Annotated in this window: 25 protein-coding genes; 23 read left to right on the top strand and 2 right to left on the bottom strand. The window is 51.2% G+C overall.

Features of this window, described 5'->3' with window-relative positions:
* Positions 1–96 precede the first annotated feature (96 nt).
* The 8 genes from ACLU9Q_RS03475 to ACLU9Q_RS03440 all read left to right on the top strand — a co-directional run bounded on the left by ACLU9Q_RS03475 (position 97) and on the right by ACLU9Q_RS03440 (position 10,105).
* On the top strand, positions 97–1,905 hold the full coding sequence (locus ACLU9Q_RS03475) for a sensor histidine kinase (RefSeq protein WP_302592013.1): 1,809 nt from the start codon (positions 97–99) through the stop codon (positions 1,903–1,905).
* Complete coding sequence (locus tag ACLU9Q_RS03470; RefSeq protein ID WP_296834464.1) at positions 1,878–3,470, top strand: response regulator transcription factor; 1,593 nt, start codon at positions 1,878–1,880, stop codon at positions 3,468–3,470. Before ACLU9Q_RS03475 ends, ACLU9Q_RS03470 begins: the two co-directional genes overlap by 28 nt.
* Before the next feature lie 145 nt (positions 3,471–3,615).
* Positions 3,616–4,866, top strand: a complete 1,251-nt coding sequence (locus ACLU9Q_RS03465) for an ABC transporter substrate-binding protein (RefSeq protein WP_296834466.1) — start codon at positions 3,616–3,618, stop codon at positions 4,864–4,866.
* Positions 4,867–4,936: 70 nt separating this feature from the next.
* Entirely contained in the window at positions 4,937–5,803 is an 867-nt protein-coding gene (locus tag ACLU9Q_RS03460) for a carbohydrate ABC transporter permease (RefSeq protein WP_296834468.1), read from the top strand.
* Positions 5,800–6,699, top strand: coding sequence for a carbohydrate ABC transporter permease (locus ACLU9Q_RS03455; RefSeq protein WP_296834470.1), 900 nt, complete (start codon positions 5,800–5,802; stop codon positions 6,697–6,699). Before ACLU9Q_RS03460 ends, ACLU9Q_RS03455 begins: the two co-directional genes overlap by 4 nt.
* A 3-nt stretch (positions 6,700–6,702) precedes the next feature.
* Positions 6,703–8,802 carry a glycoside hydrolase family 36 protein gene (locus ACLU9Q_RS03450; protein ID WP_296834471.1) on the top strand — a complete coding sequence of 700 codons (2,100 nt, stop codon included), beginning with the start codon at positions 6,703–6,705 and terminating at the stop codon, positions 8,800–8,802.
* Positions 8,803–9,001: 199 nt separating this feature from the next.
* Positions 9,002–9,586 carry a TetR/AcrR family transcriptional regulator gene (locus ACLU9Q_RS03445; RefSeq protein ID WP_296834473.1) on the top strand — a complete coding sequence of 195 codons (585 nt, stop codon included), beginning with the start codon at positions 9,002–9,004 and terminating at the stop codon, positions 9,584–9,586.
* Between the two features lie 300 nt (positions 9,587–9,886).
* Positions 9,887–10,105 carry a hypothetical protein gene (locus ACLU9Q_RS03440; protein ID WP_296834475.1) on the top strand — a complete coding sequence of 73 codons (219 nt, stop codon included), beginning with the start codon at positions 9,887–9,889 and terminating at the stop codon, positions 10,103–10,105.
* Positions 10,106–10,223: 118 nt separating this feature from the next.
* Here the strand turns inward: ACLU9Q_RS03440 and ACLU9Q_RS03435 are convergent, their stop codons facing one another.
* Together ACLU9Q_RS03435 and ACLU9Q_RS03430 are read right to left on the bottom strand one after the other, a co-directional pair.
* On the bottom strand, positions 10,224–10,526 hold the full coding sequence (locus tag ACLU9Q_RS03435) for a hypothetical protein (RefSeq protein ID WP_296928017.1): 303 nt from the start codon (positions 10,524–10,526) through the stop codon (positions 10,224–10,226).
* Positions 10,516–11,754, bottom strand: a complete 1,239-nt coding sequence (locus ACLU9Q_RS03430) for an IS110 family transposase (RefSeq protein ID WP_412624635.1) — start codon at positions 11,752–11,754, stop codon at positions 10,516–10,518. Before ACLU9Q_RS03430 ends, ACLU9Q_RS03435 begins: the two co-directional genes overlap by 11 nt.
* A 219-nt stretch (positions 11,755–11,973) precedes the next feature.
* Here ACLU9Q_RS03430 and ACLU9Q_RS03425 point away from each other — a divergent pair, with 219 nt between their 5' ends.
* The 15 genes from ACLU9Q_RS03425 (at position 11,974) to atpA (ending at position 24,837) form a co-directional block, all read left to right on the top strand.
* Entirely contained in the window at positions 11,974–12,747 is a 774-nt protein-coding gene (locus tag ACLU9Q_RS03425) for a hypothetical protein (RefSeq protein ID WP_296837427.1), read from the top strand.
* Positions 12,748–12,976: 229 nt separating this feature from the next.
* Entirely contained in the window at positions 12,977–14,500 is a 1,524-nt protein-coding gene (locus tag ACLU9Q_RS03420) for a sodium/proline symporter (RefSeq protein ID WP_296837430.1), read from the top strand.
* 218 nt (positions 14,501–14,718) lie between these two features.
* On the top strand, positions 14,719–15,675 hold the full coding sequence (locus ACLU9Q_RS03415; protein ID WP_296837432.1) for a tetratricopeptide repeat protein: 957 nt from the start codon (positions 14,719–14,721) through the stop codon (positions 15,673–15,675).
* A 10-nt stretch (positions 15,676–15,685) separates the two neighbouring features.
* Entirely contained in the window at positions 15,686–16,936 is a 1,251-nt protein-coding gene (hflX, locus tag ACLU9Q_RS03410) for a GTPase HflX (RefSeq protein ID WP_296837435.1), read from the top strand.
* Between the two features lie 247 nt (positions 16,937–17,183).
* Positions 17,184–17,384, top strand: coding sequence for a cold-shock protein (locus ACLU9Q_RS03405; RefSeq protein ID WP_040781595.1), 201 nt, complete (start codon positions 17,184–17,186; stop codon positions 17,382–17,384).
* A gap of 149 nt (positions 17,385–17,533) precedes the next feature.
* Entirely contained in the window at positions 17,534–18,205 is a 672-nt protein-coding gene (locus ACLU9Q_RS03400) for an RluA family pseudouridine synthase (protein WP_308594327.1), read from the top strand.
* 80 nt (positions 18,206–18,285) lie between these two features.
* A complete protein-coding gene (locus tag ACLU9Q_RS03395; protein ID WP_296837446.1) occupies positions 18,286–19,086 on the top strand; it encodes an HAD family hydrolase in 801 nt (266 codons plus the stop codon).
* A 75-nt stretch (positions 19,087–19,161) separates the two neighbouring features.
* On the top strand, positions 19,162–20,202 hold the full coding sequence (gene ytvI / locus ACLU9Q_RS03390; RefSeq protein ID WP_296837449.1) for a sporulation integral membrane protein YtvI: 1,041 nt from the start codon (positions 19,162–19,164) through the stop codon (positions 20,200–20,202).
* Positions 20,203–20,357: 155 nt separating this feature from the next.
* Positions 20,358–20,609 (top strand): AtpZ/AtpI family protein, encoded by a 252-nt coding sequence (locus ACLU9Q_RS03385; protein WP_296837453.1) that lies wholly within the window; start codon positions 20,358–20,360, stop codon positions 20,607–20,609.
* Positions 20,596–21,033, top strand: a complete 438-nt coding sequence (locus ACLU9Q_RS03380; RefSeq protein WP_296837457.1) for an ATP synthase subunit I — start codon at positions 20,596–20,598, stop codon at positions 21,031–21,033. The genes ACLU9Q_RS03385 and ACLU9Q_RS03380 overlap by 14 nt, the downstream gene beginning before the upstream one ends.
* 64 nt (positions 21,034–21,097) lie before the next feature.
* Entirely contained in the window at positions 21,098–21,772 is a 675-nt protein-coding gene (gene atpB / locus ACLU9Q_RS03375; protein ID WP_296837491.1) for a F0F1 ATP synthase subunit A, read from the top strand.
* Positions 21,773–21,805: 33 nt separating this feature from the next.
* The gene (gene atpE, locus ACLU9Q_RS03370; protein WP_006860439.1) at positions 21,806–22,066 is read left to right on the top strand and encodes an ATP synthase F0 subunit C; all 261 of its coding nucleotides are present in this window, start codon (positions 21,806–21,808) and stop codon (positions 22,064–22,066) included.
* A gap of 168 nt (positions 22,067–22,234) precedes the next feature.
* A complete protein-coding gene (gene atpF / locus ACLU9Q_RS03365) occupies positions 22,235–22,750 on the top strand; it encodes a F0F1 ATP synthase subunit B (protein WP_296837467.1) in 516 nt (171 codons plus the stop codon).
* A complete protein-coding gene (atpH, locus tag ACLU9Q_RS03360; RefSeq protein WP_296837471.1) occupies positions 22,738–23,307 on the top strand; it encodes an ATP synthase F1 subunit delta in 570 nt (189 codons plus the stop codon). The genes atpF and atpH overlap by 13 nt, the downstream gene beginning before the upstream one ends.
* Before the next feature lie 21 nt (positions 23,308–23,328).
* The gene (atpA, locus tag ACLU9Q_RS03355) at positions 23,329–24,837 is read left to right on the top strand and encodes a F0F1 ATP synthase subunit alpha (protein WP_296837474.1); all 1,509 of its coding nucleotides are present in this window, start codon (positions 23,329–23,331) and stop codon (positions 24,835–24,837) included.
* Positions 24,838–24,846: the final 9 nt, after the last annotated feature.

Genomic DNA, 24,846 nt, shown 5'->3' with positions numbered 1-24,846 from the left:
TGTACGGCAGAGAAGGCTTTTTTACAATTCCATATACCAATTTCCGCCGCGGTTTGGTAAACTATAAGACAGAATGAGAAGTGCGGGGGAAAGGATATGGGAGGAAAGAGGAAAAGCATGCGTATGCGCGGGAAGATACTGGCATTGTGCCTGGGAATTTCCCTGTCGGCGCTGATCCTGCAGACGGTTTTATATCTTCGGACGTCTTCTACGCTGATCTACCGGGAGGCAAAAGAAGAAAACTTACGTCTGATGGAAAATATGCAGAATGAGATTGAGAGCTATGCGCGGTCGATAGAAAACGGACTGCTGCGTCTTTATAATCAGAGCGGTTTTATTTCAGATCTGCGAAAGGGTGTGTCAGTGGAGACGCTGCGTGAGAAATGGAACCGGCTGGCATATAATATCGGGAATGAAAATTTTGACACTTCCCTGAGTGTTCTTGCGCTTTATTTATACACTGCAGACCACGAGATCATCAGTACTTACCGCAAGGCCATGACGCCGAAGCATACCTATCCGGCGGACATTTATGACGAAACGCAGGATACAAATGCGCAGAAGGTAAAGGATTATGTAGCGTCGGATGACTCAATCATGCTGGTGAGCAGCTATTACAACGTATACCGGCAAAAGGATATTGCACGCTTTGCGGTAAAGCTTTACCACAACCGTCAGGTGATCGGCTATGCCGTCTGCGATACCGATGAAAAGGCGCTGCGCTATTTAATGAAGAAATATACAGAGGGCGGGGAAGGCTATGTATGGATCCAGCCCCTGGGAGACCGTGCGATCACGGCGACCGGAGAGCTTTCGGAGACACAGCAGGCGAATTTTGAGAGTGCTTCCTCAGAAATTATGGCGGAATCAGCAGAGGAAGAGGCGATAACGGAGCGTGAAAATCAGGTATTCTTCCGTGTGCAGCAGGATAAATACAATATCGGAAGCTATGCGCTGATGCCGCAGAGCCTGCTTGAGAAAAACCAGCGGACGCTGACGCGGTATCTGCTTATGATCGGGATCGCGATGAGCGCAGCGGCGGTTTTGTTTTCTTATCCGATTTCGCGCGGTCTGACACGGCAGCTTGAAAAAATGACGGAGACGATGGTGCGCATCAAGGGCGGAGAGACGCAGCTCCGCATGACAAATCTGCCGGAGGACGAGATCGGACAGCTTGGACGGACCTTCAATGAGATGCTCGACCGCATCGAAGGGCTGATCGCGCGGGAGTACGAGGCGAAGCTGATGGTAAACCGCGCGGAATACAAGGCGCTGCAGGCGCAGATCAATCCGCATTTTCTGTACAATACGCTGGATACGATGAGCAGTATTGCCGAGCTTTCAGATTGTCCGGAGGTCGGCGCGCTCAGTCAGTCGCTATCCAATATTTTTCGCTACAGCCTGGATATGAAAAATCCTTTTTCCACAGTCGCCAGGGAGATCGCGCATCTGAAAAACTATATTTATGTAATGAATGTCCGTATGCAGGGAACCGTAGCATATGTTTTTGATGTGGAGGAGGATATCCTGCAGGATACTCTGCCGCGGATATCTATCCAGCCGCTTGTGGAAAACGCGCTTACGCATGGACTGAAAAATGCGCGCGGAGAAAAACGGGTAACTGTCCGTGCACACAAATGGGAGGAAAATCTGCGGATCGTTGTGGAGGACAATGGCGTCGGCATTCGTCCACAGCGGATGGAGGAGCTGCTGCAGCCGCATACGGAGCAGGAAACGTCGATCGGTCTTTCCAATATAGATTCCCGCATGAAAATGCTGTATGGAGAGGCTTACGGGGTGACGATCGAAAGCGAGGAAGGAAAGGGAACAAGGGTATACCTTGTCATTCCGCGCAGAAAGATGGATGAGGTAGAGTTATGGAAAGCAGAAAATACAAGGTGCTGATCGCAGATGATGAATACTGGACGCGGGAAAAGCTCTGCCGGATGCTGCGGTGGGAGGAATATTCGCTGATCTGCCTTCCGCCGGCGTGCGACGGAGAGGATGTGCTGCGAAAAATGGAGGAGGAAACGCCGGATATTTTGATCACAGATATTAATATGCCGTACATTGATGGCGTGAAGCTTCTGCAGATTGTGCAGGAACGCTATCCGGAGGTCATCACGTTTGTTATCAGCGGATACGATGATTTTGATTATGTAAAGGAATCTTTTCTTGCCGGTTCGGTCAATTATCTGCTGAAGCCGGTCAGCAAGATCGATCTGATTCACGCGCTGTCAAAAGCTCTGGAGAAGATCAGTGAAAAACAGAGCCGGAGTCTGGAGCTGCAGAAAGCGGCGTCTCTTCTGCAGGACAGGGAATTCAGCCGCCTGCTGGAAAAACAGGAGGTGCCGTTCACACCGAATATCACGATGAACAGTAAGCTTGATTTTGCGGCGGCAAGCCTGATGCTGATAAAAATCCATAATATGCGGGAGCTGACGGAAGCCTGTCAGTATGATCAAAATCTGTTGTCGTGGAAGGTAAAGAAGCGTTTGCGCGAAATGGCGGGCGAAGAGAAGAATATATTTGTGTTTAATCACATCTACCGCTCAAATGAGTTTTTGATCGTGACGGAGGCGGAAATCGGGGAGATGAGTTCGCTCGCCGGAAGGATCGCGGCGCATTTTGGCAGAATCACGCAGGCGCCGGTCACGGTCGCCGTCAGCGAGCAGTCGTATTCCCTGGACAGCCTGCACCGCGCTTATACGCAGGCGATCGCCTGCCTGGTGACCAGAAGATTTTTAAGAGAGAATCAGATACTGTTCTGCCGGGAGAGAAATGAAATACAGGAGCAGAAGATCGAAACACGGTTCGGGGATGCGCAGATACAGGAGCTGAAGCAGATGCTCCGCAAAAACCAGCCGCAGGAGGCAAAAAGATATCTGCGCAGAGTGATCGAGACGGAGGCTGTGCAAAACGAGTGGAGCTATCTTGAGGCGCGTCAGACCGTCCGAAAAATTTTAAATATGATCCAGAATGAGTTTGTCGCCGATATGAGCGCGGCGGACGCCGTTGCAATGGAAAATCTGGCGGATCTTGCCGATAAGGTGGTGGAGCAGCTGGACGCCGCATATCTGTGCGAGGTGATGGAGGAAGCGGTTGATTTTGTGATGTCCATCCGTCAGGGGACGGTGCCGGATACGACAAGAGGACTGGTAAAGCAGGCGGCGGCATATATCGACGAGCATTTTTTTGAGGAGCTGACGCTTTCTTCTCTTGCGGAACAGTTCCATGTGGAGAATACGTATTTTTCGCGCCTGTTCCGGCAGGAGACCGGGGAAAACGTTATGCTCTATATCGCCAAAACGCGTATCCGGCGCGCACAGGGATATATGAAGGAACCGGAAAAAAGCCTTACGGAGATCGCCTTTTTGACAGGATACGACGATTATACTTATTTTAACCGGGTATTCCGCAAGATCACCGGAAAAAGCCCGCGGGATTACCGCGCGGAGCTTGCGAAATGACAGGGATAGCTTGTGCAACTACAAATTTCAAAATGAGCCAACTGTTTTTTCCAGATTTGTCCTAGTGATCTTTTTTCGGAATGACTATAATGGAGATATCTTAAAAACGGACATCGGAAAGATGTAAAAAAGGAGGGCTTTCATTATGAAAAAGAACATGTGGTACACACTTGCGCTTACGGCGGCAGCAGTTTCCGCACTTGGACTTGCAGCGGCGGCAGAGGACGAGCCGGTCACGCTGACGGTGCTGGCAGGGCAGTCTACGACAGACGCCGGAATCGAAGATATGATCGACGAGGCGCTCGCGGAGAAGTACCCGAATATCACGCTGGAATGGGAATGTGTTGACTGGGGCAATGACTTCCAGCCGAAGATGCAGCAGTATATGCAGTCCGGGCTTCCGGATATTATGATCGGAAAAGCACAGGATGTTGCTACTTATGCGCCGCAGGGGATTCTGGCGGAGATCGGCGCGGAATATCTGGATGCAGGTCTCGACGCGGCGAGAGAGAACGTTACAATTGACGGAAAGACGTATGGACTTGTTTACAACGCACTGTACCAGGGCGTTTACTATAACAAAGATATGTTTGCGGAAAACGGCTGGGAAGTGCCGAAAACGCAGGAAGATCTTCAGGCGATCATCGACGACTGCAATGCAAAGGGAATCACGCCGTTTGCAAGCCATATGGTAGATACCTGGTCGATCGGCAACGTAACGATGCAGTTTATGATGAACGACGTATTTAACAATGATCCGACCTGGGGTGATAAGTTCCGCGCAGGCGAGGTAAGCTTCTCAGACAGCGAAGCGGCTCAGACAGCTTATCAGTATAACAAGCTGATCTTCGACAACACCTTTGAGAATACCTTCTCCCTTGAGCAGACAGACTGCGATGCGAAGATGGTGCTCGGCGAAGCGGCTATGAAGGTTTCCGGTTCCTGGTCTATCCAGAATTTCCTTGATATCGACGAAAACTTCAACTTTGGTATCTTCCCGTTCCCGAACCAGACGGGCGATTCCAAGCTGATCTTCGAGCCGAATATCACGATTATGACCAGCGCGTCTACAGAACATCAGGATGCGGTAAACAAGGTTCTGGAGGTTCTGACCACAGACAAGGAGCTGGCGGTAGAGATCTATGATTATACGAAGACGGCTGCCATGCTCAAAGACGTAACGCCGACTTTTGCAAATCCGAGCCAGGAGGATATCGACAAATATGCTTCCGAGGGAATGATCGTTGACGTAACGCTTGGAAACAACCAGCTCGTATGGGGCGGTTTCCAGGAAGAAAACGCAAAAGACATTGCAGCATGGCTGCAGGGTGATGCAACCTTTGAAGATGCACTGGCGGCTTCCGATGCAAGAGTGGATGCAAGCAGCGCAAACTAAACAGTGATGGAATGAAAAGGGCTGCTGCAGTTTTGCAGCAACCCTTTTTGTGCCAGGAAAGGACGGAATTATGGAGAAAAAATTGTTTCGCCAGTATCTTGTTCTGGTAATTCCGGGACTTATTATCTTTACGATCGGTCTGATCGTTCCGCTGTTTTTATCGCTGCGTTATTCGGTGACGAGCTGGGATGGAATGTCGGCGGAAAAAACGTTCGTGGGATTGAAAAATTATGTAAACTTGTTTAAGGATAAGGAATTTATAGACGCCTGGTGGTTCACGATCAAATTTACTATCGGCAATACGATTATCCAGAATGTGCTGGCTCTGCTGTTTGCGGTTGCGCTTGACAGCGGTATCCGCTGGCAGAAGGTATACCGGACGGCGCTTTTTGTACCGTGTCTGATCAGCGCGATCATCGTTGGTTTTATCTGGCTGAAAATGTTTTCCAATGTGCTGCCGGAGATCAACGAGTGGCTGGGAACGAATATTAACTTCCTTTTATTTGGAGACAGCAAAACGGTGCTTGGCGGTCTGCTGATCGCGAATAACTGGCAGTGGGTAGGCTACTGGATGCTGATCTATCTGGCGGGCCTTCAGTCTGTTCCGGGAGATCTGCACGAGGCGGCAAAGGTGGACGGCGCGAACGCGGTGCAGCGCTTCTTCCATGTGACGATCCCGATGCTGGCTCCGGCGATCACGATCTGCGTGGTCGGTATCACGACCGGTTCGCTGAAGGTATACGACCTTCTGGTATCTTCTACAAAAGGAGGTCCGGGAAGAGCCTCCACCTCCATTATTTATCAGACCTATACGACCGCAATTAACGGCAGACAGTATGGTTACGGCTCTGCAATGACGGTCACGCTGGTTGTTGTGCTTCTGATGGTTGCGATGATACAGGTGAAGGGTCTCAGAAAGAAGGAGGTGCAGGTATGAGCAAAAAGAGCGCGGAAGCGATGAAAAAGGGCGCGCGCGCAGGGCGCAGGGAAAAAGAGCGGGAAGAGGTCAGCACGAAAAAAGGAAGTCCGGTCGTGCAGATCATCATGACAATTGTTGCGCTCATTTATGTTTTTCCATTATTTGTTATCCTGAATTATTCTTTTAAGACGAAAAAGGAGCTGTATCTGGAGAGCCCGCTGGCGCTGCCGAAGGAGTGGAATCTGGATAATTATGTGAAAGCGTTCGACAAGCTGAATATGCAGACGACGTTTGTGAATACGCTGCTGTATACGGCAATCAGCGTTTTTGTGCTTGCACTTCTGTGCGGCGTGACTGCCTGGGCGATCGCGCGGTGCAGGCATAAATTTTTCAAATTCTGCTATGTTTACTTTATCGTAGGCATTCTGATCCCGTATCAGGCGCTGTTCCTGCCGATTTACACGATCGGCTATAAGCTGAACCTGACAAATACCAGATACGGAATCATATTTATGTACATAGCGACGGGAATTTCGTTTGGCGTCTTTCTGATGACGAGCTTTATGAGCACGGTACCGATCGAACTGGAGGAATCGGCACGCATAGACGGCTGCTCCGTTTACCGCACGTATTTTTCTATCGTGCTTCCGCTGCTGAAGCCGGCGATGGCAACGCTGATTATTATGCAGGCATTTCAGATCTGGAACGATTATCTGCTGGCAAGCCTCTATGTCAGCAAAAAGCAGCTAAAGACGCTGACGGTTGCAATTTCCTCGCTGTTTTCTGCGCAGACGAGTGATTATACGACGGCGATGGCGGCAATCGTCATATCGGTAGTGCCGATCGCGATTCTGTTTATGTCGCTGCAGAAATATTTTATCAAAGGAATGACCGTAGGAGCGGTGAAAGGGTAGGTTATGGAAAGAAGGAAAGAATATCGTTTCGGGGATATGGTTCTGCGCTATGAGACGGATGAGCAGAGACATGTCGGACTGATACTGTATCCGGCATCTGTTCCGGCGCCGGAGCATCCGGAAAAAAAGGCGGCGCTTGATCCGCTTGTGCAGGTAAAGCTGACGGGGGACATGTATAAAGGCTGTTATGCGCCGGGAAATACGCTGCGCGGCTCTGAGAGCACGATGAATCTGACCTTAAAGGAGCAGACTTTAAGGTCAGAGGGCGTGAAGCATTTCGTAGACACGGTGCTGGAGGACGCGCGCGGCTGTCAGGCGATCCATACGGCAGGCTGGGAGGAGGGCGACCGTTTTATACGCGTGAACTGTACGTATGAAAATAAGAGCGACCATGCGGTTACATTGGAGCTGTTTTCAAGCTTTTCACTCACGGGGATCTCACCGTATCTGCCGGGGGATTGCAGCGGAGATATTACCGTACACCGGCTGCAGTCGCGCTGGAGCCAGGAGGGACGGCTGCTGTCGCAGACTATGGAGGAGCTTCAGCTGGAGACCTCATGGAACATGGATTCCGTGCGCTGCGAGCGCTTCGGGCAGATCGGATCGATGCCGGTGGATCACTATTTCCCGTTCCTCGCTGTGGAGGATACCCAAAATCACGTGTTCTGGGGAGCGCAGCTTTCCTGCCCGGCGTCCTGGCAGATGGAAATCTATCGCGTTGATGAGAACATTGCGGTCAGCGGCGGAATTGCGGACCGGGAGTTTGGGCACTGGATGAAAACGCTTCGTCCGGGCGAAAGCTTTTCGGCTCCGACGGCGATCCTGACGACGGCGCATACAGAGCTGCTTGATGATCTGTGCCAGCGACTTGTGGAAGCGGGGGAAAAAGCGGCGGATGCGGCGCCGGAGTGTGAGCAGAGTCTGCCGATCATGTTTAATGAATACTGCACGACCTGGGGATGCCCGTCCCATGAAAATATCAGCAGGATCCTGAACGCTATCAGGGGGAAAGGATTTGAATATTTCGTGATCGACTGCGGCTGGTATAAGGCGGACGGCGTACCGTGGGATATCAGTATGGGAGACTACATTCCGTCAAAAACGCTTTTCCCGGAGGGGCTTGGCAAAACGACCGCGGCGATCCGCGAGGCAGGCATGAGGCCCGGTATCTGGTTTGAGATTGAAAATGTCGGTCATGCGTCCGAGGCTTTTCACAAGACAGAGCACCTTCTGAAACGGGACGGAGCGCCGCTGACAACGAGCCGCCGCCGTTTCTGGGATATGTCCGATCCGTGGGTGAAGGATTATCTGCGGGAACGCGTGATCGGGACGCTGAAAAAATATGATTTTGCATACATGAAGGTGGATTACAACGATACGATCGGCATCGGATGCGACCACGAGGATTCTCTCGGAGAGGGACTGCGCCGGAACATGGAAGAGACGATGGCGTTCTTTGAAGAGGTGAAGCGGGAAGTGCCGGGCATCATCCTGGAAAACTGCGCGTCCGGCGGACACCGCCTCGAACCGGGCTTTCTGGCGGCAACGGCGATGTCTTCCTTCTCCGACGCGCACGAGTGTGCGGAGATTCCGATCATTGCGGCAAATCTGCATCGGGCGATCCTTCCGCGCCAGAGCCAGATATGGGCGGTCATCCGTGAGAGCGATAGCTTAAAGCGAATTGCCTACTCCGTAGCGAATACCTTCCTTGGCAGGATGTGTATTTCCGGGGACGTCGCAGATTTAAACGAAGAGCAGTGGGAGGTTATCGGGCGCGGCATGGCGTTTTACCGCAAAATTGCGCCGATCATCAAACATGGGCAGACCTATCACCTCAGCCCGCAGATCGCGCGTATCCGCCATCCGGAGGGCTGGCAGGGCATCGTGCGTGTGGGCCGGAACGGAGACGCTTATGCCTTGATCCATACCTTCGGCGGAGCTTATCCGCAGGAAATCGAGTTGGCGCTGCCGGAGGGCGCGCCGCAGCATGTGGCGGATATTTATTCTGACACACCGGAAACGGTGCTGGTAAAAGATGGGAAGCTGCATTACCGTCCGCAGGGAAACTGGAAAGCGGTGGCGGTATACCTGCAGAAGAAGTAAAAAAGGCGGTTCCGGAGAGTTGCTCCGGAACTGCTTTTTATATAGTAAATGGGAGTGACCTGCAGTGGTTCCGATTTTGCAAACACCATATGCCCTGTTTTTGTTATGCATCGAAAAAAGAAAATGTCAATCCGGGCGTGAAGATGATTGACATTGCGCCGATTTTTGGCATAATGAAAAGAAAGAGACGGGGGATATTATGCGAAAGACACAGACGAGAAACACGAAAGGAAAAATCATAGCGGCGGCATGGAAGCTTTTCTATGAGCAGGGGTATGAGGATACCACAGTTGATGAAATTATCCGGGCAGCACAGACCTCGAAAGGCTCCTTCTATCATTACTTCAGCGGCAAGGACGCTCTTTTAAGCACGCTGGCATACCTGTTTGACGAAAAATACGAGGAGCTGCTGGATCAGATGGATGACAGCATGGGCAGCTTTGAAAAGCTGATTTACTTAAATAATGAATTGTTCACGATGATAGAGGACAGCATTTCCATTGACCTGCTGGCGAGGCTTTTGTCAACGCAGCTCATTACGCGCGGTGAAAAATCGCTGCTTGACCGCAATCGTCTGTATTACCGGCTGCTTCGCCAGATCATATCGGAGGGGCAGGAACGGGGAGAACTCCGTTCGGATGTTTCGGCGGGAGAAATTGTAAAAATTTATGCGCTCTGCGAGCGCTCCTTCCTTTACGATTGGTGCATATCGGGCGGCGAATACTCTTTGCGCAGCTATTCGCAGAGGATGCTTCCGATGCTGCTGGCGGATTTTCGGGTGTAAACCGGGACGGAATGTATAGAGGCGCCGTACTCTTTCCGGTTCACCTGGTCCTGTCCGGTGTGTTGCCGGATAAATGGGATTATAATCAAAAAGAGAAATATGAAAAGAATTTTAATTGTCATAAAATATAATTGACACTTCAAAAAGAATATGATATCATCAAAATAACTCTAAAACATTTGTAACAGTTCTGGCATCTCGCCATTATTACAGGAATGAACATACAGCTGTGGGGGATGCAGGAGCGCAGAACGGAAGCGTGCCGCCCTCAGAGAAACAGAGACGAAAGGGAGCACGTAAATGGGACGGAAGAGAGCGCTGCAGTGGCACCCGGCTTTTTTCGCAGCTTTAAAAGCAATGGAGGAAAAAGAGCAGTGCAGCCTGCAGATACAAAGGGAATATAATCTGGGGACGAAACCCAGACAGATTGATGTTCTGATTACGAAGAACGATCAGAAAAATGAGATGCAAAATAGCATCGGAAGGATTTTCAGAAAACACAATATAGTCTGCAAATAAAAAGTCAAGCAGAAATTGATGAACTTTGAAAATTTTATACAGGTTGAAATTAGGGCATAAACGTTAAGCCACCGGTTTACGCTGGCTTAAGAAAAAAGGAAGCCATATATTGTGCCACCTATAAGGGATGTTCACATTTTAATTTTTGAACATAGCCTACAGAACATCGGAATTCCCGGGCAATACGACGCATGGGAATTCCTTGTGCGATACATTCTCTGATAGCATCTTTCTCGCGGTCAGAGAATTTCGGTATCCTTCCGGCATTGCGTGGATTTTCGTTCGCTTTTATGACGGTTCCTCCAATGGACAGGGCATAATCCGCCGCGTCTTTCTCGGAGAAAAAACCAGCCACAACAGGCACGCCTTTGAGGACGAGATATCTGAAATTTACCTCGCAGGGATATGTTTTATATTCCATCCTTCTCCGCCTCCGTGTCGGATGTCTGGGGCAGTGAGGCAAGATATTCCTTTACCCGCCCGTAATAAATACGGAGAAATTTGTTCGCACCAGCGGTCATGTAGACGTAATAAGGTTTGCCCTGCGCCCGTTTTTTATCCATAAAGGCGTAAACGGGATCGTCAGCAGGGGAACGTTTGATGAGCCCGTCCATGATCTGGAACAGGGTTTTGCGCAGATACGGCGAGCCTTTCTTTGTGGTAGGCACACTTTTACGGATGCGCTGCCCGGAATCATCCTTTCCGGGGTCAACGCCGGCAAAAGCAGTCAGAGCCCCGCGGTGTGTAAACCGTGTCACATCCCCGATCTCAGACATGAGCTGGGGACCGAGGGTAGGCCCGACACCATCCATAGCCAGAACAACCGGATATTCCGGCAGCGCGGAAGCAGCCTTATCCATTTCCAGACGGAGGGATTCTACTGTCCGGGAAGCAGTATTAAGCATTGCCACAGCCTGCCAGATGAGCATTTTTGTGTTGTCATCTTTTGGAAATACGGCGATCAGGTCAGAAGAGGCATGGTAGATATTTTCCGCTTTCTGTGCGCTGAAATTATAACCTTTGCGTTTGCACCAGTTCTGGTAATGCTTTTTGAAGGCTTCCGGCGACCTGGAGCGGACACAGTCCACATGCCAGTAGGTATGGACAAAATCCACCCATTTCTGGCTGCCATCGCTGCGCGCAGGGCTGTCAAAGAAGTCATTAGCACCCGGATAAGTCTGGTCAAGCAGGGCAATAAGATTGTTTTTCATGGCAGTTTTCTGTGCCATATAGAAGCCGAACTGTCGGTTCATGGTTTTTAATTGGTTGCGTGTTTTATCCATGATTCCATATTGCTTCAGTTTTGCCCAGCGGTCAAGAGTATAGCGTGCGATTTTTTTGGAATCCGCTTTGTCGGTCTTTGGAGTGCGCAGGGAATCATCCCCGAAGTTCCTGATGAGAATGGGGTTTACGGCGCTAACAAAGATACCGGCGTCAGAAAGCCACATGGCGACCGGCTCGTAGTACCTTCCGGTGTGCTCCATGCAGACCTTCGTCTCCCCGTCAAGCTCCTTTATCTGCCCGATCAGTCCGTTGATAGCGGACTGTGTATGGGGAATGTCGCGGGGAGGCATCAGGACAACGTCGCCAGGCCTGCGGATGGTAACAGTGCTCTTGCCTTTGGAAACATCAATACCAACAGCGTTCATAATGGATACTCCTTTACAATGAATCAGCAATGGTCAATACCAGATTTACTCATTGCCTGTTCAATCTACTGGGTATCACACGAACGCCTGTGGGTTCAACCTGCGTAAAACGAATGCTGCGAATGAGGGCTGGTTGGCTGACTAAATTACGGACGTAAAGTCCTAGTAGAAGGTGGCCAGACCTATTGCCTTACTCATTCTAACAGCTTAAGCAACAAGATGGGTAATTCCTTACTGGCTGTAAGGGGTATTAACCATAAATACATTGTAGTAGTAGAATATAAAGGACCTTCAGATAAATTAAATTGTAATGACTTTTATAAGGTATGCGGTTATGCGTGCTTTTTTATAGGAGATGCGCGGCGGGTACTGGAAATTGACCCGGCAGAGGTTACCATTACCTTTGTGTGCAGCAGTTATCCGGTAAAACTGGTACGTCACCTGGCAAAACAGTATGGTATCCGGGTGAAAAAGGAAGATGCGGGAATTTATTATTTGGAAGGCAGCCGATTTCCGATACAGATTATTGTCAGCCGCAGGCTGAATCCGGAAAAATATCTGTGGTTGTACGTCCTGCGGGGAGATTTGGATGCCGGAGAGCTTAAAATGGTACTCAGAGATTACGAAAAGCACAGGGATTCTGCGGATTATCAGTCCATGATGGACATTATCATTCGCGCAAACCGGGAGAGAATGAAGGAGGAAGAAATGTGTGAGGCGCTGAAGGAATTATACGAGGAAATATATGCGGAGAAATTGGAAGAGGAATTTGCAGCACGGGAAAAGCTTGGTGAAAAACGTGGAGAAAGGCGTGGAGAAAAGCGTGGCGAGAGGCGCGGCATCAGACGAGGCGAAACGCTTATGGGAAATCTGGTAAGTGCTTTGCTGGAGAGCGGACGCACAGAAGATCTGCAGAGGGCAGCGGAGGATCAGGCTTACCGCAGAAAGCTGATGAAGGAGCTTGGGATACCCGGAAGGCTTACGGGAAAATAGCCGCAGCCAGTCGCTTTGGGCGTGTATCACAAAAAATACAATTTCGTATAACAAATATTTTTAATTTCGTCTTGTCAAAAAATGCTTTAAACAAAGGGAAAAATAAAGATAGTCAGAAAAATAGTATAGAATTTAGTCTAAACTTCGTTCCGCTTGCGGTACAAGAAACGCTGTGTTATACTCTCAAAATATAGGCAGCCGGGCGGCTGCCGGAGGGAGGAGAAAGATTATGACAACAGCGAAAATTTGCATTTTGATTGCGATAGTCGCGTATCTGGCGATGGTTCTTTACATAGGCTATCGCTGTTCGAAGCAGAACAAAAACACGGATGACTTTTATCTGGGCGGAAGAAAGTTAGGTCCATTTGTCACAGCGATGAGCGCCGAGGCGTCGGATATGAGCAGCTGGCTGCTGATGGGGCTGCCGGGCGTTGCGTATCTCACCGGCGTTGCGGACGCTGGCTGGACAGCGATCGGGCTGGCAATTGGTACATATGTCAACTGGCTTGTAGTAGCAAAGCGTTTGCGCCGTTACTCTCATATAGCAGGAAACTCTATCACGCTGCCGCAGTTTTTTAAGAATCGTTACCACGATAAAAGTGCGCTGCTGATGATCTCCGCAATTATTATTGTTATTTTCTTTATTCCGTACACAGCCTCCGGCTTTGCGGCATGCGGAAAGCTGTTTTCCAGTCTGTTTGGCGTGGATTACTTCACGGCGATGGTGGTCAGTGCCGTCGTTATCGTGGGATATACTATGCTCGGCGGTTTTCTTGCGGCATCCACCACAGACTTTATGCAGAGCATTATTATGTCCATTGCGCTGGTTGTCGTTCTTGTATTTGGCGTGAGTGTGGCAGGCGGTTTCGGCGCGGTTGCAGAGAATGCAAGAGCACTGCCTGGTTATCTGTCCTTCACGCAGACCTACGATCCGGTCACACAGACGGCGGCTCCCTACGGAACCATCACGATTTTTTCCATGCTGGCGTGGGGGCTTGGCTATTTTGGAATGCCGCACATTCTGCTCCGCTTTATGGCGATCGAGGATGAAAACAAATTGTCCCTGTCCCGCAGAGTGGCAAGTATCTGGGTGGTTATTTCCCTTACGGTCGGCGTTGCTATTGGAATTATCGGGTATACGATGAGCAAGGTCGGCGCGCTGGAGGTTCTGGAAGGCTCCAATTCCGAGACGATTATTGTAAAAATTGCGGATCTGCTCAGTCAGTATGGTGTGATCCCGGCGTTGCTGGCGGGCGTTATCCTCGCGGGAATCCTGGCGTCTACCATGTCTACGGCGGACTCGCAGCTCCTGGCAGCATCTTCGGCAGTGTCCTCTGACCTTCTCGGAGAGCGTCTGGGAAAAGGTGACAAAAGCGGAATGCTGGCGGCGCGGATTACGCTTCTTGCGATCGCGGTGATCGGTGTTTTTCTGGCGAAAGATCCGAATAGCTCTGTGTTTGGCATCGTATCCTTTGCGTGGGCGGGCTTCGGCGCTTCCTTCGGTCCGGTAGTGCTTGCGGCGCTGTTCTGGAAGCGTTCCAACAAATACGGCGCGCTTGCAGGAATGATAGCAGGCGGCGTGATGATTTTTGTGTGGAAGTATCTTGTGCGTCCGCTTGGCGGCGCCTGGAATATCTATGAGCTGCTTCCGGCATTCCTGGTAGCGCTTGCTGCGATTATTGTGGTAAGTCTTCTTACCCCGGCGCCGGATAAATCCATTCTTGATGAATTTGAGCGTGCCCGCGGAAAGTAAAATACCTCGCAGTAAAGCCACGAGGGTAAAATAAAAGGGTTTGAAAGAAGCGGAAAATATGGTATGATATGGCTGTCACAGGAAACTGCGGCAGTCATTTTTACTGTTATGCATCCGAAGGGAGCTGCCGGCGGCAGGTCCTGCAGGTTTCCGGTATGCAGATCCGGAAGCCGGAGAGAACAGGGATATCAGAAAATGCAGCAGGGGAGGAATCAGCGATGAGAATTCGTTTTTATAAACTGGCGGCGGTACTTTCGATGTGTGTGCTGCTCGCCGGATGCAGAGATAAGGGACCTTCTGAGGTGGAGCTTGCGCGCAATGAGGGCATCAGCTATATGGAGCAGGCGGATTATCAGAATGCGATCACTGCGTTTGAAAATGCGTATAATCTCTGCGATGAAAAAATGCCGGAGACGAAAACCGACATTAGTCTTTACGAGGCGGCCTGCCAGTTTAAGACAGAAGATTTTGAAGGGGTAAAAAACACCTGCAGCCGGATTCTGGAGCTTGGCGAAAACGCAGACGCATATTATATGCGCGGCGCGGCTTTCCTAAAGCTTGGCGAGACGGAGCTGGCAAAGGCAGATTTTGACGCGGTATCGCTGCTGACGCCGGAGGATTACGGGCTGTTTTTGGATATCTATAAACAGTATGAGGAGCAGAGCCAGTCAGCGGTCGGAGATGAATATTTGCAGAAAGCGTTAAATATTCCAAACGAAGATATGGAAGACTATTATCAGAAGGGCTGCATTTATTTTTATCTGGGCGATTACGCAAAGGCCCAGGAAATGCTGTCGAAGCCTGCCGAGGCAAAGCATAAAGAGGCGATGATGCTGATGGGAGAGGTATATCTTGCGCTGGATGACAGTGTTCATGCGCGCAATGTGTATCAGCAGTATATTGCGGAGTACGGCGAGGAAGCTGCGGCTTACAATGGCATTGTGCTGTGCGAGCTTGCGGATAAAAACTACGACGCGGCGGTATCGGCTGCGGAAACCGGGCTTGCGCTGGAGGGAAGCGAGAGCGCAAAGCGCGATCTTCTCTATAATGAAATCGTCGCGTATGAGCGCAAGCATGACTTTGAGACGGCAAAAGCAATCGCGGCACAGTTCATGGAGCTGTATCCAGACGATGCCAAAGGAAAGAAAGAATACGATTTTCTCAGTACAAGATAAGGAGCGTTTCATGACAGGATTTGAAATCGAAACACCTGAAGAAAGGGTCATTTTACTTGGTGTCAGCGTGACGGAGAACGACGATACGGAACAGTCGCTGGCAGAGCTGGAGGAGCTTGCGAAGACGGCGGGCGCGGTTACGGTCGGAAAGATGATCCAGAACCGCGAACAGATCCATCCGGGCACCTACATCGGAAAAGGAAAAATAGAGGAAGTAAAAGAGATGGCATACGCGCTGGAGGCAGACGCAGTGATCTGCGACGACGAACTTTCGCCTGCCCAGCTTCACAATCTGCAGCAGGAGCTGGATATGAAAGTGATGGATCGGACGCTGATTATTTTGGATATTTTTGCGGCGCGCGCCTCTACCAGCGAGGGCAAGATCCAGGTGGAGCTGGCGCAGCTAAAGTACCGCCAGGCGCGACTGGTGGGACTGCGCAATTCCCTGTCCCGTCTCGGCGGCGGGATCGGCACCAGAGGTCCCGGTGAGAAAAAGCTGGAGATGGACCGCCGTCTGATCAAGGACCGCATCGCGCAGTTAAACCGCGAACTGGCGGAGGTGAAGCGTCACCGCGAGGTTACAAGAAGCAGACGGAGCCGTCAGCAGACGCCGGTAGCAGCGATCGTCGGCTACACCAATGCGGGAAAATCGACGCTTTTAAACACGCTTACCGGCGCGCAGGTGCTGGAGGAGGACAAGCTGTTTGCGACGCTCGATCCGACCACGCGCGTGCTGGAGCTTCCGTCCGGACAGGAAATGCTGCTGACGGACACGGTCGGCTTTATCCGAAAGCTGCCGCATCATCTGATCGACGCGTTCCGAAGCACATTGGAGGAGGCGAAATATGCCGATATCATCCTGCATGTGGTGGACGCCTCCAACCCGCAGGCGGAGCAGCAGATGCTTGTAGTTTACGAGACATTGAAAAATCTCGGTGTTTCCGGTAAGACGGTCATCACACTGTTCAACAAGCAGGACAAAACATTGCCGGAGGAAGCGCTGCGCGACCGCCGGGCGGATCATGTGCTGCCGGTGTCCGCGAAATACGGGGCAAATCTGGAGGAACTGAAGGCGCTCCTCGAAGAAATTTTAAATGAGCGAAACGTGCTGATCGAGCGCCTGTATTCTTACAATAACGCCGGACTGATCCAGCTCATCCGCAAGCACGGGCAGCTTCTGGAGGAGGAATACCGCGCGGATGGCATCTACGTGCGCGCCTATGTGCCGATGGAGATCTACGGCGCAGTGTCGCCTCTTTGAGGCTCCAGTCCCGCTCCTTGAGGAGCTAAGACTGCTTATGTGGGCGGAGTGTCTGCTTCGCAGACTTAATGCGGCTATACAACCAGTCTCTTACATGCAGGCATGACGAGCCTGACTGTATAGCCACATCGGCTGCGAATAGTAACTCTTTAGCCAAAAAATTCCTTGACAAGGGTATCCACCTCGGCATATAATGCAGATGTAGCTACATTCTACAATTTTTTATTTATTTTATGGAGGTACCGAAATGAACAAGGGTACAGTTAAGTGGTTCAACGCAGAAAAGGGTTATGGATTTATCACAGGCGAAGACGGAGCAGATGTATTCGTACATTTCTCAGCTATCCAGGGTGAAGGATTCAAATCTCTGGAAGAAGGTCAGGCTGTTTCTTACGATTTGACAGAAGGCGCTCGCGGAATGCAGGCAGCTAACGTTGTTAAATTATAAATGACAGAGTAATTCCTACTAGCGTAAAAAAGAAGCTGTCGCACGATTGATTGCAAAGTCAACTGCGGCAGCGCTTTTTTATATCACCGGGATTTGAGTGTCGGGAGCTTACGTCCCGGCAGAAAATGAGGGTATACTTAGGAGATTTTATGCCGGATATTATATATGAGGACAAACAGCTTCTTGTCTGCAGAAAGCCCGCGGGACTTGCAGTGCAGAATGCGTCCTTCGGGCGCATGGATCTGGAGAGCATGGTGCGCACGTATCTGATGGAAAAATACGAAAAGGCAAATCCGTATGTTGGGGTGGTGCATCGCCTCGACCAGCCGGTGCAGGGCCTGGTTGTTTTTGCGAAAACGCCGTCTGCGGCGGCGAAGTTAAGCGCTCAGGTACAGGACGGAAGGATGAAGAAGGAGTATCTTGCGGTTGTCTGCGGAAGGCTGCCGCAGACGGAAGGAACGCTGATACATTATTTAAAAAAAGAACCGTCAGGGAATTGTTCGCGTGCGGTTCCCCAAAAGACACCGGGCGCGAAGCGGGCGGAGCTGAACTACCGGGTGCTTGCGGAGACGGAAGGTCGCGCGCTTGTGAAAATAAATCTGCATACCGGGCGGCATCATCAGATCCGCGTGCAGATGGCGGAGAGCGGCGCGCCGCTTTACGGGGATGCAAAGTATAATCCGCTTGCGCAGCGCGGGGAACAGATCGCGCTCTGCGCAAGCAGGCTGGTGTTTACCCATCCGACGACTGGAAAAGAAATGGAATTTTCCTGTCAGCCGGTCGGATTCCCGGCGGTCGTGCAGGCTCATTGTCCGGAATGAGAGATAGAGATTTTTGCGAATGTATTCCCGCATAGGGATGGGATTTTTGGAAAAACTGACAGCAGAAGGAGAAATGTAGGATGATAAAACTTGCGGCGTCCGATATTGACGGGACACTGGTCCCGGAGGGGACAAACGAACTGAATGAGGATATTTACGGGGTTATCCGCAGACTGCAGGAAAAGGGAATCCTTTTTGCGGCGGCGAGCGGACGGCATTACAGCAGTATGCGGTACCTGTTCGATGCGATCGCAGAAGACATTTACTTCATCACCGAAAATGGTTCCTGCGTGCTGAAAAATGAGGAGATCGTTTCCGTGACCTATATTCCGCCAGAGACAGCGGAGGCAATGGTCAGATATCTTCGCAGCCTCGGCGTCACGGAGATTATTCTTTCGACGCCGGAGAAGCTTTACACGGAATCGCCGAGCGAGGAATTTCTGAAAGGGCTGAGATCGCTCCACATTCAGACAGAGGCGGTGCCGGATCTGATTCCATACTGCCGGAAAACAAATAAAATCGCTATCTATCAGCAGGAAGCGCCGGAGAAGCTGGAAAAAGAGCTGCAGGAAAGATTTGGGGATACGCTTAATGTGGTGAAGGCGGGTACCTTCTGGATAGACTGCATGGACAGAGCGGCGGACAAGGGCATCGCGCTGCGCGCCCTGCAGGAAAAGCTTGGCATCACGATGGAGGAGACGATGGCGTTTGGCGACAACTGCAACGACATCGGCATGATAAAGCAGGCGGGGGAGAGCTATGCGGTGGCGAACGCGCATCCGGCTCTGAAGGCAGCTGCAAAATACGAGGCGCCCTCTTACCAGGAGGACGGCGTTCTGCGGACGCTGAAGGAAAAGCTTCTCGCGGAAAACGATAAATAAATCGAAAGGATTGTGCGCATACTATAGCAGACGGCAGAGAAAGCTGCCGTCCACTAAAACCTTCTGGAGAACAGTATGCGCAGATCATATAAGGACATTGTAAAATTGACGGGGATCGCACTTGCAGTATTTCTTGGAATGAAATACATACTGCCGGTTGTGATTCCTTTTTTCATCGCCTGGGTACTGGTGCGCTTTCTGATGCCGGGAGCGGTTTTCCTGGAACGAAGGCTGCATCTGAAAAAGGTGACGGCGGGCGGCATCTTGCTGGTGCTGCTTACGGGAGCTGCCGGAATCGCGCTGTATCTGCTCGGAAGCAGTCTGATCCGGCAGATATGCAATCTGGCGGCAAACTTTGATTCCTATATGCAGAAGGCGGAGCATCTGATGAAGGTATGCTGCAGCGCTGTGGAGAAAAACACCGGCATCCATGCGCAGGCGGTGGAAAGCTTTATATACGACAACATGGTGGTTGTGGAGCAGCGCATCCAGACCTATGCGGTGCCGGGCGTGCTGAAAAATTCGCTTTCCTATCTGATGTCTGTGCTGGAATGGTTGGGCGTGGTGCTGATCGTATTTGTGTCCTATATGCTGATCCTGAAGGACTATGAAAAGCTAGGCGAGGTGCTGAAAAAATACGGCGTCTACGAGCGGGCGCGCAGGATCAATGCGGCGATGATGTCGCTGGGCGGAGCCTGGATCCGCGCGCAGCTTTTGATCATTTTCATCGTTACGGTCATCTGTGTGCTGGGGCTGACGCTTCTTGGCTATCCATATGCGCTGCTGATGGGGATCGTCATCGGGCTTTTAGATGCGCTTCCCTTCATCGGGACCGGGACGATCCTGATACCCTGGGGCGCGTTTCAGATGTTTACCGGAAAATTCTGGTTCGGCGTTTGTCTGGTACTTCTCTTTCTGGTTACAAACACCCTGCGCGAATTTCTGGAGCCGAAGCTGATCGGCGACCGCATGGGAATTTATCCGATCGCGATGGTGGCTGCCGTGTACATCGGAATTTGCGTGTACGGCGTCGCCGGGGTTGCGCTGGGACCTGTCAGCCTGATGCTCATCATCGAAATCTGGAGAGAGCTGCAGGATGAGCGGACGGAAGGATAAAACGCTGTTTTGTCTAAAGAAAAACGAACAAATACAACAAAATGCACAATTTTCAGATAACAGCGGCAAATTATCTATGTGAAATTTTAAACTTTACTGGACATTTTGCTCAAGATGCATTAGAATGAAAACCAAATGAACGAGGGAGGGTATGTATGAATTTCAAGAAGGATGTATACCGGAACATCGCAATGATCACTCAGATAGGCATCAGCATGCTCGCCCCTGTTATTTTATGCGTCTTTATAGGAACCTGGCTCGACGAGCGCTTTGGCTGGCATACGGTACTGCCGCTTCTGATCCTTGGAATCCTGGCAGGCTGCCGCAATACCTGGATGCTCGTAAAGGAGCTGGTGCCGAAGGATGGAAAATCCGGAAAGAAGGATGACGGCAATGGAACGGATTAAGAAATTTCTGGGCAATCTGCATCCGACGCTGAAGGAGCTGACCGGCGGGATCCTGCTGTGGGGACTGCTGCTTGCTCTGGCGCTTGTCTGGTTTGCAGATTCGAAAACAGCATTTTTTCTGAGTCTTTTTGCCGGAGTTCTCGGAGCCGTGGGAATGGCGTTTCACATGTGCCGGTTTGTGGAGGATTCTCTGGAGCTTACGCAGGAGGATGCTTCGAAGCACATGAAAAAGGGCGTTGTTCTGCGGACCGTGGCGGCAATGGTCCTGGTGGTGCTGGTGTGGCGGCTTCACGGAGATATCATCGCGGTGTTTCTGGGACTGCTCACGCTGAAGCTGGGGGCATATACACAGCCGCTGATCCACCGGCTTGCGGGCGGAAAGGAAGATCGTAAGGACGCTACCATTATGAAGGAAAGAAGGTGAGAATGTGGAAAGTGCTGGTTTTAGCGGAGGGTTTCTGCTGGCAGGCGGAGGCGATGTGGACTTTATGGTACACGGTCTCATCAAATACGAGCTGTTCGGGCAGGAGCTCTGGATTACCACGACACATGTCAGCGTCCTCATCGTGATGGCGGTGCTTCTGATTTTTGCTGTCGCGGCGAACCGCAGGATAAAGCGCGCGGAGGAGATTCCGGGCGGTTTCCAGAATGTGGTGGAGCTGATCGTGGAAATGCTGGATAAGATGGTTGAGGGCAGTATGGGCAAATACGCCGGGAAATTTGTCAACTATATCAGCGCGCTGTTTTTATTCATCTTTGTCAGCAACATTTCCGGTCTTTTCGGGCTGCGGCCGCCTACCGCAGACTACGGCGTGACGTTGCCGCTCGGTCTGATCACGTTTGGGATCATTCAGTACAATAATATCAAGTACAACAAAGTCGGCGCCTTTACAGGGCTGTTTCAGCCGCTGCCGCTTCTGTTCCCAATCAATCTGATCGGTGAGATAGCAGTACCGTTTTCACTGTCCCTGCGTCTTTTTGGAAACATTCTGTCGGGCACTGTTATGATGTCACTGATCTATCAGCTGCTCACAAAATTCGCAGTCGGCTGGCCGGGTATTCTGCATATCTACTTTGATGTGTTCTCCGGAGCGATCCAGACATACGTATTCTGTATGCTGACGATGGTATTTACCAGAGACAAGATGCCGGGAGAAAACTAATTTCAAAATATTTTAAACAGGAGGAAATAAGAAATGATTACAAACGAAGGTTTAATTTTAGCGTGTTCTGCAATCGGAGCAGGTCTGGCAATGATCGCCGGCGTTGGTCCTGGTATCGGACAGGGTATCGCAGCAGGTTACGGTGCAAACGCCGTTGGAAGAAATCCGGGCGCGAAATCAGACATCACCTCCACCATGCTTCTTGGACAGGCTGTTGCCGAGACAACCGGTCTGTACGGTCTTGCGATCGCGTTCATTCTGCTGTTCGCAAACCCGCTGCTCGGAAAACTGTAAAAGAGTGCGAGTAAAAAGCGAGTAGGCAGGAAATAGAAAAAACACTGCCGTAGTTCCGCGAGGAGTTTCGAACGGAAGGGAGAAACCCGAGACATGCGGCGCCGGGCGAAGCCCGTGTGCATCGCGAAGCGGTTCTGCGAGTAAAACGAGCAGAAGGGAGGCGAAACCTTGGAGAGATTATTTAATCTGGACCCGCAGCTTCTGGCGGATACCGTGCTTTTGATGCTTGCCATGCTGGTAATGTATACCCTTTTATCCTATCTGCTTTTCAACCCGGCAAGGGATTTTCTGAAAAAGCGTCAGGAAAGGATTAAGAACGACATTGACACAGCGCAGGCGGACAAGGAGCAGGCAAAGCTGCTGAAGGAAGACTACGACGCCAGAATTAAAAATATCAATAAAGAAGCAGACGAGATCTTAAGTCAGGCGAGACAGAAGGCGCTCCAAAATGCGGAGGACATCAAAGCGCAGGCGAATGAAGAGGCGGCGCGCATCATCGCGCGGGCGCAGGCGCAGATCGAGCTGGACAAAAAGAAGGCTGCAGACGATATGAAGAAAGAAATGATTTCCATTGCTTCGCTCATGGCAGGTAAAGTGGTTGCTGCATCCATCGATACGAGTGTGCAGGAATCCCTCATGGAAGAAACCTTAAAGGAAATAGGTGATGATACATGGCAAAGTTAGTATCCAAGACATATGGCGATGCCCTGTTCGACCTTTCCGTAGAGGAAAACAGTGTGGATGCCATGATGCAGGAGGTGCTTGCCGTCCGGAAGGCATTTGAAGAAAATCCGGAGCTTGCCCGGGTTCTGCGAAATCCGGATATCGGAAAAGAAGAAAAGCTGAATCTGGTGGAAAAGATTTTTAAAGGCCGCGTCAGCGATAATCTGACAGGCTTTCTGCGCATCATTGTGAACAAACAGCGGTGCGGCGAGCTGGATGCCATACTGGACTATATCGTGGCAAGAGTAAAGGAATACAAAAAAATCGGCAGGGCGCAAGTCACCTCGCCGATGGAGCTTTCCGAAGAATGGAAAGAGCGGATCAGAAAGAAGCTGCTTGAAACTACCGGGTATGTGGAGATGGAGATGACATACGACGTCGATCCGGCGCTGATCGGCGGACTGGTTATCCGCATCGGCGACACCGTGGTGGACAGCAGTATCCGCAGCAAGCTGACGGACGTTGTCCGCAGGCTTCAGAGAACGTCACTGGAACCGCAGAAATGCGGGCAGGAATAATATAGAAAGGATGCAAACCTCATGAATTTAAGACCAGAGGAAATCAGTTCTGTAATTAAGGACGAGATAAAGAAATATTCCTCCAAAATGTCTGTTTCAAATGTGGGAACGGTCATGCAGGTGTCGGACGGGATTGCCCGTATCCATGGTCTTGAGAGCGCGATGCAGGGCGAGCTTCTGGAATTTCCGGGAGAGGTCGAGGGTATGGTGCTCAACCTGGAAGAGGACAATGTCGGCGCCGTACTGCTCAGCGATGCGTCAAGCATCAGCGAGGGCGACACGGTAAAGACGACCGGACGCGTGGTTTCCGTGCCGGTGGGCGATGGTATGCTCGGAAGAGTTGTCAACGCGCTCGGCCATCCGATTGACGGAAAGGGTCCCATCCCTTCCAGCAAGACAAGGGAAATCGAGCGTGTGGCTCCCGGCGTTATCACCAGAAAATCCGTGGACACGCCGCTGCAGACAGGTATCAAGGCGATCGACTCCATGGTACCGATCGGACGCGGCCAGCGTGAGCTGATCATTGGTGACAGACAGACCGGAAAAACTGCCATCGCGATTGATACGATCATCAATCAGAAGGGGCAGGGCGTAAAATGTATTTATGTGGCGATCGGTCAGAAATCCTCTACCGTTGCCAATATTGTAAAAACCTTAGAAGAATACGGGGCGATGGATTACACGACCGTCGTTGCCTCCACTGCCAGCGAGCTGGCGCCTCTCCAGTATATCGCGCCGTACAGCGGCTGCGCGATCGGCGAGGAATGGATGGAAAACGGCGACGACGTGCTGATCATCTACGATGACCTGTCCAAGCATGCGGCGGCTTACCGTACCCTGTCCCTGCTTCTGAGACGTCCGCCAGGCCGTGAGGCATATCCGGGCGATGTTTTCTACCTGCACTCCAGACTGCTGGAGCGTGCGGCGAAGCTCTCGGATGAATTGGGCGGCGGTTCCCTGACGGCGCTCCCGATCATCGAGACGCAGGCGGGCGATGTATCCGCATACATTCCGACAAACGTTATTTCCATCACGGACGGTCAGATTTATCTGGAAACAGAGATGTTTAACGCGGGCTTCCGTCCGGCTGTAAACGCCGGTCTTTCCGTATCCCGTGTAGGCGGCGCAGCGCAGATCAAGGCGATGAAGAAGATCGCCGCTCCGATCCGTGTCGAGCTGGCACAGTACCGCGAGCTGGCTGCGTTCTCGCAGTTCGGTTCCGAGCTGGATGCAGACACGAAGGAAAAGCTGGCGCAGGGAGAACGCATCAAGGAGATCCTGAAGCAGACGCAGTACCAGCCGATGCCGGTTGCCTACCAGATCATGATTATCTATGCGGCGACAAAGAAGTATCTGCTGGATGTTGCAGTGGAGGATATTCTGTCGTTCCAGGATGCGCTGTTTGAGCTGGTGCAGACCAAATATCCGGAGATACCGAAAGCAATCGATGAGACGAAGGAGATTTCCGACGAAACGGAGAAGCTGCTGGTGCAGGCGATCGAGGAATGCAAGGCAAATTTTAAAAAGTAAGGGGTGATA

It is taken from the genome of Marvinbryantia sp., assembly GCF_047017445.1.
Taxonomy (GTDB): Bacteria; Bacillota; Clostridia; order Lachnospirales; family Lachnospiraceae; genus Marvinbryantia.
The sequence above is the reverse complement of the archived record's forward strand: the minus strand, read 5'-3'. Positions and strand labels throughout refer to the sequence as shown.

What these genes read in the sequence shown, in the direction of transcription:
- ACLU9Q_RS03475 (WP_302592013.1), top strand. Translation starts at nt 97, where the DNA reads ATGGGAGGAAAGAGGAAAAGCATGCGTATGCGCGGGAAGATACTGGCA.
- ACLU9Q_RS03470 (WP_296834464.1), top strand. Translation starts at nt 1,878, where the DNA reads ATGGAAAGCAGAAAATACAAGGTGCTGATCGCAGATGATGAATACTGG.
- ACLU9Q_RS03465 (WP_296834466.1), top strand. Translation starts at nt 3,616, where the DNA reads ATGAAAAAGAACATGTGGTACACACTTGCGCTTACGGCGGCAGCAGTT.
- ACLU9Q_RS03460 (WP_296834468.1), top strand. Translation starts at nt 4,937, where the DNA reads ATGGAGAAAAAATTGTTTCGCCAGTATCTTGTTCTGGTAATTCCGGGA.
- ACLU9Q_RS03455 (WP_296834470.1), top strand. Translation starts at nt 5,800, where the DNA reads ATGAGCAAAAAGAGCGCGGAAGCGATGAAAAAGGGCGCGCGCGCAGGG.
- ACLU9Q_RS03450 (WP_296834471.1), top strand. Translation starts at nt 6,703, where the DNA reads ATGGAAAGAAGGAAAGAATATCGTTTCGGGGATATGGTTCTGCGCTAT.
- ACLU9Q_RS03445 (WP_296834473.1), top strand. Translation starts at nt 9,002, where the DNA reads ATGCGAAAGACACAGACGAGAAACACGAAAGGAAAAATCATAGCGGCG.
- ACLU9Q_RS03440 (WP_296834475.1), top strand. Translation starts at nt 9,887, where the DNA reads ATGGGACGGAAGAGAGCGCTGCAGTGGCACCCGGCTTTTTTCGCAGCT.
- ACLU9Q_RS03435 (WP_296928017.1), bottom strand. Translation starts at nt 10,526, where the DNA reads ATGGAATATAAAACATATCCCTGCGAGGTAAATTTCAGATATCTCGTC.
- ACLU9Q_RS03430 (WP_412624635.1), bottom strand. Translation starts at nt 11,754, where the DNA reads ATGAACGCTGTTGGTATTGATGTTTCCAAAGGCAAGAGCACTGTTACC.
- ACLU9Q_RS03425 (WP_296837427.1), top strand. Translation starts at nt 11,974, where the DNA reads ATGGGTAATTCCTTACTGGCTGTAAGGGGTATTAACCATAAATACATT.
- ACLU9Q_RS03420 (WP_296837430.1), top strand. Translation starts at nt 12,977, where the DNA reads ATGACAACAGCGAAAATTTGCATTTTGATTGCGATAGTCGCGTATCTG.
- ACLU9Q_RS03415 (WP_296837432.1), top strand. Translation starts at nt 14,719, where the DNA reads ATGAGAATTCGTTTTTATAAACTGGCGGCGGTACTTTCGATGTGTGTG.
- hflX (WP_296837435.1), top strand. Translation starts at nt 15,686, where the DNA reads ATGACAGGATTTGAAATCGAAACACCTGAAGAAAGGGTCATTTTACTT.
- ACLU9Q_RS03405 (WP_040781595.1), top strand. Translation starts at nt 17,184, where the DNA reads ATGAACAAGGGTACAGTTAAGTGGTTCAACGCAGAAAAGGGTTATGGA.
- ACLU9Q_RS03400 (WP_308594327.1), top strand. Translation starts at nt 17,534, where the DNA reads ATGCCGGATATTATATATGAGGACAAACAGCTTCTTGTCTGCAGAAAG.
- ACLU9Q_RS03395 (WP_296837446.1), top strand. Translation starts at nt 18,286, where the DNA reads ATGATAAAACTTGCGGCGTCCGATATTGACGGGACACTGGTCCCGGAG.
- ytvI (WP_296837449.1), top strand. Translation starts at nt 19,162, where the DNA reads ATGCGCAGATCATATAAGGACATTGTAAAATTGACGGGGATCGCACTT.
- ACLU9Q_RS03385 (WP_296837453.1), top strand. Translation starts at nt 20,358, where the DNA reads ATGAATTTCAAGAAGGATGTATACCGGAACATCGCAATGATCACTCAG.
- ACLU9Q_RS03380 (WP_296837457.1), top strand. Translation starts at nt 20,596, where the DNA reads ATGGAACGGATTAAGAAATTTCTGGGCAATCTGCATCCGACGCTGAAG.
- atpB (WP_296837491.1), top strand. Translation starts at nt 21,098, where the DNA reads ATGGTACACGGTCTCATCAAATACGAGCTGTTCGGGCAGGAGCTCTGG.
- atpE (WP_006860439.1), top strand. Translation starts at nt 21,806, where the DNA reads ATGATTACAAACGAAGGTTTAATTTTAGCGTGTTCTGCAATCGGAGCA.
- atpH (WP_296837471.1), top strand. Translation starts at nt 22,738, where the DNA reads ATGGCAAAGTTAGTATCCAAGACATATGGCGATGCCCTGTTCGACCTT.
- atpA (WP_296837474.1), top strand. Translation starts at nt 23,329, where the DNA reads ATGAATTTAAGACCAGAGGAAATCAGTTCTGTAATTAAGGACGAGATA.